The 12969-nt window shown below is 46.4% G+C and carries 6 protein-coding genes; all 6 read right to left on the minus strand.

Going from position 1 to position 12969, the window contains the following annotated elements:
- Positions 1-31: 31 nt before the first annotated feature.
- Positions 32-979: an IS1595 family transposase gene (locus EJN84_RS08015; protein ID WP_129594939.1), complete on the minus strand. Its 948-nt coding sequence runs from the start codon at positions 977-979 to the stop codon at positions 32-34.
- Between the two features lie 136 nt (positions 980-1115).
- Positions 1116-2480, minus strand: a complete 1365-nt coding sequence (locus EJN84_RS08020) for a Gfo/Idh/MocA family protein (protein WP_129594940.1) — start codon at positions 2478-2480, stop codon at positions 1116-1118.
- 63 nt (positions 2481-2543) lie between these two features.
- Positions 2544-3809, minus strand: coding sequence for a glycoside hydrolase family 71/99-like protein (locus tag EJN84_RS08025; RefSeq protein WP_129594941.1), 1266 nt, complete (start codon positions 3807-3809; stop codon positions 2544-2546).
- An 81-nt stretch (positions 3810-3890) separates the two neighbouring features.
- Positions 3891-6398: a glycoside hydrolase family 3 C-terminal domain-containing protein gene (locus EJN84_RS08030; protein WP_394343089.1), complete on the minus strand. Its 2508-nt coding sequence runs from the start codon at positions 6396-6398 to the stop codon at positions 3891-3893.
- A 136-nt stretch (positions 6399-6534) separates the two neighbouring features.
- Entirely contained in the window at positions 6535-10056 is a 3522-nt protein-coding gene (locus EJN84_RS08035) for a glycosyl hydrolase family 95 catalytic domain-containing protein (protein ID WP_129594943.1), read from the minus strand.
- Positions 10016-12958, minus strand: a complete 2943-nt coding sequence (locus tag EJN84_RS08040) for a glycosyl hydrolase family 28-related protein (protein ID WP_165004181.1) — start codon at positions 12956-12958, stop codon at positions 10016-10018. The genes EJN84_RS08035 and EJN84_RS08040 overlap by 41 nt, the downstream gene beginning before the upstream one ends.
- Between the last annotated feature and the right edge of the window lie 11 nt (positions 12959-12969).

Genomic DNA, 12969 nt, shown 5'->3' on the forward strand with positions numbered 1-12969 from the left:
ACATTTTATGATTATCCGCAAGACGTGCAGTTTATATTTTTGACCTGTCTATAGAGTATATGATTGAAGTCGGATTTATATTTGTAGTGACCACTAATAGCCTATCAAAAGGATTCGGCTGGATTCTGATTCGGTTCATTTTATAGCAAAACTCATTGGGATAACTTTGGAGAAATTCAAGTTTTACTCCGTGATGCATATCTGATAGCAGCGTTTTGGCATTACTGATTGCAATATGTACCCAAGGTAATGCTTTACTTATCTCTTGAGGTGGAATAACCGAGGCATTATGTTGGGCAAAATAATTGGCAAAGGCGGTATAAGAAGTAGAAGCATCGGTATCAATTACAGCCTCCTGTTCAATACTGTTTTGAGCAACACTGTTTATTGTTTGGGCTTTTAAGTCAGGAATAACAATCATTTTCAGATGATTGACGCTTTTAGGTTTCTCCGTATTCTTTGGGTTATCAACTTCATGACTTTCAATCATAACCGGAACCTTGCTTTTCTTCTGACTGTCACGTCCACGTTTTAAAGGTGTATTGTCATGGTCATCACGCCCGGTGGAGAAAAAATCTTCGTCCACTTCTATCATACCGGATAAGGTGTACTCTGAATCTCGCAGACCTATTACACTTCGTATCTTGTGGCATATTTCCCGAATGGATTGATAGCGTTTGTGACCTAACCGGCGTTGTATCTCTAATGCGGAAAAGGTCTTTTTGGGACTTGTCATCAGGTGAATGGCTTTGAACCAATACAGAAACGGAAGTTTGGAACTATGCATGATAGTCCCCGAACGTAATGATTGAAGATGATGACAGCTCTTACATTCGAAATGCATCGAGTCGGGAAGCCATAAATGTTCTCTATGTCCACAATGAGGACATACAACTCCCGATTGAATGCACATTTCTTTAAAACGTATTATACAGGACTTTTCTGTGGGATAATGCTTGTCAAAATCTGATAGTTTCATCTTTTTTTAAGCTGTTGGTGTACGACTTTAAGATACAAAAAATATTTCAATTATTGGGTTAATTACGGATAATCATTTTACATTTTATCATTTACGGCCCCATTTGTCATGTATAAATAACAAACTGAAGATCGCTTTACATGGGAGCCGAAGGATCTTTTCCCGGAACTGGCACCACTCCTTCTTGATAATCTGGTAAAGGACCCATTTCATAATGCTCCGGACCATATCTCAAGGGGGAAGCCATAATTTCATCCCAAGAGATTGCTTTCCCGGTATAAGCAGCTTCTCTTCCCATAATTGCAACCATATTTGAGTAAGCCAAGTCCTCTGCCTGATTAATTTTCTTACCCATTCTTATAGACTCAACAAGATGAATATGCTCCTGATTATAAGGATTGTTTACAGGTTTGTTTTCATAGTCATATTCCCACAACAGATTCCCGTTCCAATCCAAAATCTTTATTTCACCACGATCATTCAATTGTGCAATACCTTTTGTACCCATTACCTGTTCTGAGACATTGCCGTCACATCCATCAATTTGTCGTGCAGTATGCAGCATACGTTTATTGTTGTTATAGTAATAATCAACACTAAAGAAATCATAAATATCCCCTGTAAGTCTGCGGGCACGACCACCAAAACCAACTGCTCTAAGTGGCATTTCTCCCATGAACCATGTTACTACATCAATATTATGAATACCCTGATCCAGTATATGGTCTCCGCTCAACCATTTTATATTGAACCAGTTACGTATACAATATTCCATGTCACTCCACTCCGGACGATGTTTTTTATTCCACCACGCTCCCTGATTCCAATGAGAAGTTGCGGATATTATATCGCCAATAATTCCGTTACGTACCTGAACATATGCATCCCAATAATCACGACGGTGTCTACGCTGATTTCCGGTTATAACGGTTAACCCTTTTGAAGTAGCAACTTTAGAAGCTGCTATTACGGTACGTATCCCTACCGGGTCAACGGCACAAGGCTTCTCCATAAAAATATGCTTTCCTGCTTCCACGGCAGCCTTAAAATGCTCAGGCCTGAAGTGGGTAGGAGTACACAGCAGGACAATATCTACATCCTGCATTTCCATTATTTTTTTATAGGCATCAAAACCTAAAAGGCATCTGCTGTCCTCAACATTATTACTGAATCTATCCGCAAGAATTTTACGACATGTATCCATTCGGTCGGAAAACAGATCTGCAAGAGCAACTATTGAAATATTAGGACCCGACTCCAGAAACTGAATTGCGGCACCCGTACCTCGGTCACCACATCCAATTAATGCGGCTTTAAGCGGGTCACCATCAGGAGCGATATCTACGAAGGAGAACGTTCCCAGTTCTTCTGGTGTATATTTTTTGCCGGACTCTTTTTTTCCTTCGGTTGAACAAGATGAGATAAAAGCGGGAGTGGCAATGCCTAACGGTACAGATACACTCAGTATTGCTGAATTCGATAAAAAATTGCGTCGTTTCATAGTCTTGTATTTTTTTTGGAATATTGTTTCTACTTGATTTTTTTATTTTGGTGAAGATATTTATCATTCTCTTTCAGGCATTTTCATGGATAACGGTTTCTCGCTACGCAGCATCCGGGCGGCTTCGCCGGTCAGCCACAAGTAATGGTCCGAAGGCTTTCCATCCATCCCCACAAATTTGGCATGCTCGCTCACGGGCGGGTTGTCGGTGCATTTAAAGATGGCTGTTCCCTCGTTTACTTCATCAAACATGGCCACATAAATCATTTCGGCTCCTGAACGAATCGCAGTCGACATCTGTTGCCAGTAAAAACGTCCTCCCTGACGGGGTATGGAGCCCGAAGGTTTAATGTCATCGGGGAACTCGAACCGGCTCAGGTTATGCCAGCTGAATCCCGGTGTTACACAGGGCACGTAATCGATCTTATTTTCTTTGCACCATTGGATATCACCTATTATGACATCGCGGTAACGATCCATATCGTTATGAAGCAGGGGGGTAAACCGCTGCACCATCCAGGGGAGTACAATATCGGCACTCCGGATAATGTCGTGAAGGTAAGGATCAGGAATACAGTCGGCGTTCAGGTCTCTCCAGAAGGTGGGTACGCCCAGCATCACGCTACATCCCCCGTACACCGGGTCGTTCTTCAGGAAATTAATAAACCGCTCGATGCCTATATTTCGAATATTGTAAGGACGATCGGGAAAACCTACCCCCCAAATGGCCACCAACGGCTTGCCGTTATGATGGAGATAAGTTTTGGCTCCTTTCTGGTTTGTTACTTTAAGCGAATCAACCAGATACTTCCAGTCTTCTATGAGTGCTGAGCAGTCTTCCCCTTCTCTCTTCAACCCGGACAGATCGTACATAATCGCGATGGCGCGGTCGTACTTCGATGCAGCCTCAAAGGCGTGAGTCAGCACATCGGTGGCGTGTCCTTTCCGGGCGCCCGGTCTTGCGGCACTGAAAAAACGTTGCATGAACACCCCGTCCACCCCATATTCCTGCATCCAGCTGAAATGGGTGTCGACGGTGCTTTTATCGGCCGAATTAAAAAAGCGGGCGGTGCTGCCATCGGCATGTTTCAGGCCGGTGGGATAGGTCTGCTTGTATTCACTCACATCGGGCCACATGTCGATGCGGACTTGTTTTTCATCGGGGTACATCACCCCATCTGTAGGCAGACGAAACCAACCCTGGTAACCGGCCATCACAAGGCCTTTATATGACGGGTACTTTGTTTCTGTAGCATGTTTGCTTCCTGCAAAAATGCTTGACGCGAACAACAATGTTGCGATAAAAATCAGCTTTATTTTTTTTCTCATGCTGCTATGTTTAACTTGGTTACACTTTTCTGATAGAAACCTTTATGCTTATTTTTGATATTGTGTATAGATTGATTTCTGTTACAACCAGAACTCTTTTGTCAGGTGAATATCTTCGGATGACGAACCTATCATGAAGGTATACTTGCCAGCGGGTGTCACAAAATCACCCGTCTTTTCGTCCCAATAACGCAGCAGGTCTTTCCGGACCTTGATTTTCACGCGCTTGTTTTCTCCTTTCCGGATGGTGGTGCGTGCAAACCCTTTCAGCTCCTTGTTGGGGGTGACGACCCCCACATCAGGCAGTTTCACGTATACCTGGGAGACTTCATCCCCGTCGTACTTCCCTGCGTTTCTGACCTCGAACGACACGAGCAGTTCTTTGCCCAGGTCTTTGATCTCCGGTTTGCCATACTTGAACGTTGTATAGCTCAATCCGTACCCGAAAGGGAAAAGCGGTTTTCCCGTGAAATACTGGTAAGTGCGTCCCTTGGTAATATCGTAATCTCCAAAGGGAGGCAACTCTTCCAGCGAGTTATAATAGGTCAGCGGCAATCTCCCGCCCGGGTTATAGCGACCGAACAACACTTCCGCTACGGCAGTTCCTCCCTGCTCCCCGGGGTACCATGCATTCACAATGGCAGGGAGGTGATCCTGCATCCAGTTGATAGCAAGCGAGCTCCCGGCAACGAGTACGACCACCGTGTTGGGGTTGATCTTGTAGAGCTCTTCGATAAACTCCTGTTGATCTTCGGGTAAGAAGATGTCTTCCCGGTCTTTGCCTTCCCGTTCAATGGTTTTATTGATCCCCAGCACAGCAATAACCATGTCACACGTACGGGCTGCATTTCCGGCTTCGCCGTACAATTCGATCCGTTCTTTCTTCCCTACTTGCGGTACCCGCCACTGCAAACGTGCCAGGGCATAGTCCCGATCGTCATAGTATTCGGCTTTCAGCTCGTAATCCTTCCCCGCTTCAAGGTAAATACGCACCGTATCCTTGGAGATCGCGGCACCCCGCCATCGATCGATCAGCAGCTTGCCGTCGATACTCAGTCGGGCTCCATCGTCGTAGCTAAAGCTGAACGTGTAGTTCCCCGAGACGGGTGGGCGCAACGTGCCGGTCCATCGGATAGAGAGCGGGGATGCGGGCAGGAAAGGATCGGGTGCCTGGTTGGCCGGTTCAAAGTTGATCCACTCTTCGGTACGCACCACGGGATCTCCCTCCAGTTTCATGTTGTCGAAATACTCAGCTTTCAATCCGTTGGGGAAGCTCGCTCCTTGAATAAGCTCCATGCCGTCTTTGGCCGATTTCCAGGGGGCATGCACGATCCTGACCTTGTCGCCCACCAGGTTTCGGATACCCTGAAGAACGGATATGGGCTCATTGGCGGGGGTTCCGCTGTAATCGCCAAACTCCGCGTTGGCCGCGTTGATTCCTACCACGGCGATTGATTTCACCTTCTTCGTATTGATGGGAAGGGTGTTGTGGCTGTTTTTCAATAGCACGATGCTTTGACGGGCAGCTTCCAGCGCCAGCTCTTTGTGTTCTTTCGAGCCGATCACGGATACCGGGATCTTGCTATAGGGGTTGTGATCGGGATCATCGAAGAATCCCAGTTTCACGCGGGCACGCAACACGCGATAGGCAGCCGTGTCGATATCGGCTTGCGTGACCATGTACTGCCGGTATGCGTTGAGTAGGGGTGCCATGTAGACATCGTCCCCACACTCCAGGTCGAGGCCCGCCTTGATAGACAATGTGGCAGCGGCCTCCTTTGTCTTGACGTACTTCATGGCCGAAACCAACAGGCTGGGTCCTCCGCAATCGGATACCACGTAGCCGTTGAATCCCCAGTCGTGTCGCAGTACCTTGGTGAGCAGCCAGGGATTTGCCGTACAAGGCAGATCGTTGATGGCGTTGTATGCCGACATGATTGAGGCGGCCTTTCCATCCTTCACACTCATCTCGAATGCCGGGAGATAGTACTCCCGCAGTTGCCGTTCCGATATCCGGGGGTTGGCGGTAAAGCGATTGTGCTCCTCGTTGTTCGCAGCGAAATGCTTGGGTGTGGCGACAATCTTCAGGTACAGGTTATCGTCTCCCTGAAGTCCTTTTACGAATGCCGTACCGAGTACCCCCGACAGATAGGGGTCTTCACCGTAGGTCTCGGGAGTGCGCCCCCAGCGAGGGTCTCTCGCCATGTTGATGGTGGGCGACCAGAAGGTCAGCAGATCCGTAAAACGGGCAGTCTGCAAGCGGCCCTGTTCGAGCTCGTTCCACCGTGCACGGGCCTCATCGGAGATGGCTGTAGCCACTTTCTGGTGCAGCTCGGGGTTCCACATACTGGCAAGGCCGATTGCCTGGGGGAAGACCGTAAAGCGTCCCGGACGTACCACACCGTGGAGTGCTTCGTTCCCGTGATAGTATTTGGGAATCTGCAGCCGCGGTATACCGGGAGAGGTGGCATAGAGCAAGCTTATTTTCTCTTCCATGGTCAGGCGGGACAGCAGGTCCATCACCCGTTCGTGCGTGGGCAGGTTCTCGTTTCTGAAGGGCATCTCCTCCTGGGCGTGGATAAGTGGCATCGCCACTCCCAATACAAGCACGAAAAGCAAAAGTCTCTTATTCATCTAATTCATTGTTCTATCCTCGCTTGTGATGTGTTTACAGCTAACCCGTTTACCCATTTAGCGGTACAATCACGCGCGAAAGTTCAGTAAGTTATTTCGATCTATCTATTCGTTTCAGCCGGGCGTCCACCTTGATTGTTTCTCCCGGCTTTGTGTTGTATGTTTTTTGGATATTCCTGGCTCGGAGATACAATTTGCCTCCCAATTGGGACTGGACCTGTGCTTCGGTTACCGCTCCATCTTTCCAGGAGAGGTCCACAGTGAATCCACCTCTGGCTTTCAAGCCTTTTACCGATCCGCTTTTCGCCATCGCCGAAGGGAGGGACGGGAGCAGATGTATTTCAAAACTTCCGTTTTTCTTTTTCAGTTGGCTTTGAAGGAACATCTCAGCAATCGCGGCCGTGGCTCCGAAGTTCCCGTCGATCTGGAAGGGCGGATGGTCGTCGAATAGGTTGGGTAACGTTTTCTCTGCCAGCAGCACGGAGAGGAGTTTAAAGGCATGATCGCCATCGTAAAGACGGTTCCACATGTTGATTTTCCAGGCTAACCCCCAACCAGTGCCCCCATCGCCACGGGCGACCAGGGTTTTGCGGGCAGCTTCAGCCAGTGCGGGTGTCCCCACCCTCGTGATCTGGGTTCCGGGATATAAACCAAACAGGTGGGAAGTATGCCTGTGGTGCGGTTCCGCTTCCTCGTAATCTTCGGCCCATTCAAGGATACGACCAGTTCTTTCGCTGACGCGGATACCGGGGATCCTTTTCAAGGTAGCTTCGCACTCTTTTCTGAAATCGGCATCCACTTTCAGTATGTTAGCAGCCTCGATACAGTTCGTCAATAAGTTATGGATGATCTCCAGGTCCATGGTCGCTCCATAGGTGAACATTGAGTGTTCCCCGTTGGGCAGGATAAACGTATTCTCGGGAGAATAGGAAGGGTTGGTCACCAGTTTTCCAGCGTACGCTGTGCCAGCCGGTGCTTCCACCAGGAAATCCATGATGAAGCGAGCCGCTCCTTTCATGAGGGGCCACGCGCGTTCCGCGAGGAACTCTTTATCTCCGGTGAAGCAATAGTGTTCCCACAGGTGCTGTGCCAACCATGCTGCGCCCATGGGCCATATTCCCTGGGGACCATCGGCGGGAGCAGTAAATCCCCAGGCATCGGTCAGGTGGTGAACCACCCATCCTCGAGCCCCGTAGATAACCTTTGCACTCCTCTCCCCCGGTTTAACCAGCATATCCATTAAATCGAAGAGGGGCATGTGCATTTCCGACAGGTTCGTGAGGTTGGACGGCCAGTAGTTCATCTGGAGGTTTATATTCGTATGGAAATCTGCGTTCCAAGGGGCATTCATCTGCCACGCCCAGAGTCCTTGCAAGTTTGCGGGCATCCCTCCCGGCCGAGAAGAACTGATCAGCAGGTAGCGTCCGAACTGGAAATAGGTAGATACCAGTTCCAAATCCGGTTGTCCTGTTTCTCGTGCCAGGTCTAATCGCTCGTTGGTTGGCAATGCATCAATATCTGCCGAAACTGGTCCAAGATCAAGGTCTACCCGTCCAAAATACTGCTGATGATCGGCAATATGGTCAGACTTAATCCTGTCGTACGATTTATGAATCACCTTAGTGATTATTTCGGCACATTTTTCCCGGGAGTCTCCCGAGAAATCGGTAATTCCTTTGGCAAGGTTCTCCATACCGGGATAATTGGTCGCTCCTGTAATATACAGCGTGAGGGTATTGGCATCGTTCACCTTCAGCAGGTATCCCTGATCGACGCTTTCCACCACAGCTACATCTCCTCCGTCGGCAACGGCTTTCACCTGGGCGGCAAAGCTTATTCCACGTGAATTCCCATCCTTGTCCTTCCTTGCAATCTGCCCGTTGAGCAGTAGCCCGTCATTTCCTAGTTTCTCGGTTTTCGCATCCTGCGCTCTTTTTAGGACCAACGAAAGGTTTATGTTGTTCTTTTTGTCGGCTGTAATTCGCACCACGATCACGTTATCGGGTGCCGAGGCGAAATATTCGCGCGTGTAATTTACTCCTTTGGAACGATAGTTCACGGTAGAAATGGCCGTCGAAAGATCCAGAGTTCTCACATAATCTTGTGCGTTAAGTTCAGGAGTATCAAACCACAGCTCTCCCAATGATTGGTACGACCTGATGTTTTTGGGATTTCCCAACATGGTGGCTTCGGCTAGTTTAACGGCTTCGTTATTATGATCTTCAAACAACAAACGTTGAATTTCGGGCAAGGCTTCCCGTCCTTCAGGGTTATTGGGATCCAGTGGGTAGCCGTCCCACAGGGTATTTTCATTTAATTGAATTCGTTCGTCTGCCACTCCCCCGAAAACCATTGCACCCAGGCGTCCGTTGCCCAGGGGCAGCGCTTCCTCCCAAACTTTCGCCGACTTACGGTACCATAATACATTTTTTGTGTTTTCAGGTTTTTTCCCTTCACCTGTAAATTCAACACGGTCAAACCATTTGGCATTAATTTGCACGTTCCTCTCACTGGCGCCCAATCCAGAAGTTTGAATCACTTTTTGAATTGTCCCATCGGGATTGTAATAGAGCTTATCAAAACAGATGGAGCGTAACCAATCGCTGGGCTCTCCATTTACCCGTGAAAGCATGCTGTTATGATAAAAGGCATACCACTGCCCTTTGTACTCGACAATTGATCCATGGTTGGTATAGCTGTCGGTAGGATCCATATAGACCCCCTGGTGTTTCCAAGGTCCCAAGGGGTTATCGCTGGTGGCATACCGCATCCGGTTATCCCCTTTTACGCCCTCCTTGTCGTTATTTTCGTCGTGGTTATCGGAGTAGGAAAGGTAATAAATGCCGTTTCTTTTGTGTACCCACGCTGCTTCATGAAAATCATAAAGTCCTTCCATAGGCTGAAGTTCACCATCCAATTCCGTCATATTGTCTTTCAGTTTGGCTCCAAAGCATCTACCTCCACCGCCATAGTAGAAATAAGCCTGGCCGTCATCGTCGACAAACACGCAGGGATCAATTTCTCCGTTATCCGGAAGGCCTTTCAACCAATGGTCCAAAACAACAAAATCCGAAGCAGGTTTGTCACTAACCGCAATTCCAATCTTCCAGTTCCTGTTCCATGGATCCTGGCTCGGATGCGGAAAATAGAAATAATATTTCCCGTTTTTGTATGCACAATCGGGCGCCCACATAAATTTTGCATCGTTGGCAAGCGGCTTTCCCCACGGGACCTGACTTGCACGAAGTATTTCTCCATGATCTGTCCAGTTCACCATATCATCGGTGGAAAAGACGTGGTACTGATCCATCAGGTCGCATCCTCTCGGTGGAGCAATATCATGCGATGCGTAAATATACAACCGGCCATCATTCCACACTCTTGCAGAAGGATCAGCTGTGTACATATGCCTGATAAACGGGTTGTGGTGTAGATCTGCTGATTTACCTTGTGCTGTAGAAAGCATTGGACACATCAAAAAGAAGCCAACGAGCAGTAAGCACGTGAAAAGAACTGTGCGTTTTTTCTTATAAGAACATGATTCTTGCATGATTATATAATTGTTAAGTTTGTTATTGGTTACTCCATAACTCCTTGATGGTTTCTTCCACATTCAGGCCATCAGGATTTTTTGCTGATTTGTTATTTGCACGGTATTTCCCTCGCCCTTTTCCTTCGCATAAGCTAACCAGTCGACTCACGGGCATTTGTAAAAAACCATTCGGATCATTTTTCCGTATCCAATCATATGCGTACCTCAACCACTCTCGTCGATATTGTTCACTTTGCAGATAAAACCAGGTAATTTCATCATAACCCCATATGAAATGACTGTCGACAGTTGCTTCGCCCGGAGTGCGGCTACAGCCAAAATTATCGAACTCAACCAGGTAGGGCAGCGACTGGCAATGCCAGCCACTTGGGGTGGTACCTCCTTTACTCTTGAGATACAAGGCATCCAGATAACCCACTTCCAATAGGGCCTGCCGAGGTTTGTCAGGGATTTCTTTTATCCGCAACGGAAAAGAATTGAAATCCAACAAACTCACTCCATCTACGATCATTCCCCCATACGGCACATGGGCATCCAGCAGTACCCATCCCCGACGAGTGGCTGTTTTAGCATATTTCCTTAGTTTGTCAATAAACGACTGCCAGTATAGCAAATCGGGATCGGCCATCCCCATCAGAGCTGTCTGTCCCAGGTGAAGCGCTTCGCATCCGAGATCGAAATAAGTTCCTGCAAGAAAAATGAACCACAACTGGGTTTCCTGCCTCGTGATGTCGGGAACGCTTGAACCTTCACGCCAATGATTCACGAACTTCCCATCAGGATTTAGCATCAGTTCATAACTAAAATGCCGGTCTTCGGCGGGCACCCCTATTGCCTCGAATACCCAGGCAGGAATGGGAATTTTTTCCACATTCCGTGTGATAATTTCAAATAGCGATGCTTGGAAAATGATATCCTTATCGTAGGCATGCACCTCTTCGACTATTTTTCTTGCCTGTTCTATATAATCAGGAATGATCAGGACATCTTCTCTCCCCCACCGGTAAATGGCTCTTCCTATAAATTTTGCGCCAATATTTTTTATCAGCCGGACATCGTCTTCTTTGTAGGGATAGGGACCATCATTCGTGTAAGGGTCAACTGCCAGGAATTCGGTCATGGTAACCGATCGTTTCAGGTAGTTTTCCAGTACCGGTCGTGAGATACCCGATTCGTCAAAATAGTAAGGACCGGGGTTGGCGGAGCATGCCTCATCTTTTGTAAATTCAAATCCCTTGGGTATCACTCCAAAGTTTTCGTTTCCAATATTTTCAAAAATCATATTACAATATGTTGCTTCTCCAACAGCATTGTTGAAAGAGATACCATATCTTCCTGTACCATTGATGTAAATATTTTCAAAATGAATGTTTTTCATCATTTTATCCTTGCTGGTATCAAGATAAATTGCATCAGATCTTGAATTAAAAATATCTATATTTGAAAATTTCACATTCAACAAATCGTAATGAGAATAACTGGTAAGATGTATTGCCCCTGCTGTTTTTCCGCTGATAAAATCTCCCTTCAAACCCAATGGGCCCTCTTGTGCACCACAATTATAGATGGAAATGTTTTCGTAAAGATGTAAACCTTCATCACTGAAAGGTTGACCTGGAAAGTCTGTTGTTGCTCGCAGGGCTGCTTCCATGGCATCCGTGATGACAAGATTCAATGCTTTATGTTCTTTTCCTCCAAAAAAACCGACACTTGATGCTCTCCAGTTATTTTCTGCCGTACAGTATTGGTATGTGTTGTTCTCACACATATTTTTACCACTTGACCATGAAGCCATGTCGTCATCCCCATTGTTGCGAAAACTACAATATTCAACGAGGGAATTTTTACTCCCTGTTGCTAAATTTAATCCATCAGCATAATGATTCCGAAAGCGACTATATTGAACAGTAAGATTATTTGTCCCTATGATCCAACCTCCACACTCAAAATGCTCTATCCACACGTTTCTGATGATAGAATTTGAACCAAATGAACCCATAACCCCTTTTCCTACTCCTCCATTCCGTCCATCAGGCAAAACAAAATAGCGCCTGTTATTAGCCGATGTTATATACAATCCATCAAGCAGTATATTGTTTTGATCAGTTTGAATACCTCTTTTTGCATATGTCTCTGCATTGTCAGACGAAGAAGCAAAATAAATCTCGGTGTACCACATACCCGCACCGATAATTTTGGTATTTGGTTCATGTATAAAAATTCTCTCGAAAACGTCATATTTTCCTGCGGGAATATAAATGGTTTTCCCTCCATTGTTTCTAATAAATTCGTCCAAAGGACCATCCGATAAACGATAACTTACTTTATTTTGATCTGTGATTGATTCGTATGTTACCGAAGACGGGATAGGTTCCAGTTCAACGAAATCAATCGTATAAGGAATTTTATTATCGTCAACCTTTACCAATTTAAAAGTAGCTTCCCGGGGTATTTTCTTCGTGAGTTTAACCCGAATATCGTCGAATCGCATACGGGCAAATTTGTTTGCCTCAGGTATATTGTCGGGATACATTTGGCCTGTCATTAAAGCATATTGCCATGCCCAATAGGAATCGAGTGTGATGTTTTCAATAAATTTTTCATCGATGTACAAAGCAATTACTCCTTTTGTCCCTCCTCCATTCTTGCCATCAGGAATAGAAAAACGAATGACCATTCCATCAGCTGCCTCTTCATTCTTCCACTGAATATAAGAGTCTTTCTCTATAAGTTGAGTTGCCATAGAATTGGAGGCTTCGCTCTGCAATTCCGATTGCACAGAAGTGGGAAATAGAAATAATCCAGTAGTGAAGCATTTCCCTGGTTCTGCTTCATAACGCTTGTATGGTCTATCGTAATATCCACGCTTCTTGGTGTCATCCGGGAAAAATACACTTTGTGAAAACAAACCGGAAAAACTTAGCACGAATAATGAGCAAAATAAAAAAGATCTTGCTTCCATGTCCATAATTA

The sequence above is a fragment of the Seramator thermalis genome, assembly GCF_004138125.1.
Lineage (GTDB): Bacteria > Bacteroidota > Bacteroidia > Bacteroidales > Dysgonomonadaceae > Seramator > Seramator thermalis.

Coding starts and splice junctions, on each gene's coding strand:
- EJN84_RS08015 (WP_129594939.1), bottom strand. CDS start 979: ATGAAACTATCAGATTTTGACAAGCATTATCCCACAGAAAAGTCCTGT.
- EJN84_RS08020 (WP_129594940.1), bottom strand. CDS start 2,480: ATGAAACGACGCAATTTTTTATCGAATTCAGCAATACTGAGTGTATCT.
- EJN84_RS08025 (WP_129594941.1), bottom strand. CDS start 3,809: ATGAGAAAAAAAATAAAGCTGATTTTTATCGCAACATTGTTGTTCGCG.
- EJN84_RS08030 (WP_394343089.1), bottom strand. CDS start 6,398: ATGCCACTTATCCACGCCCAGGAGGAGATGCCCTTCAGAAACGAGAAC.
- EJN84_RS08035 (WP_129594943.1), bottom strand. CDS start 10,056: ATGTGGAAGAAACCATCAAGGAGTTATGGAGTAACCAATAACAAACTT.
- EJN84_RS08040 (WP_165004181.1), bottom strand. CDS start 12,958: ATGGAAGCAAGATCTTTTTTATTTTGCTCATTATTCGTGCTAAGTTTT.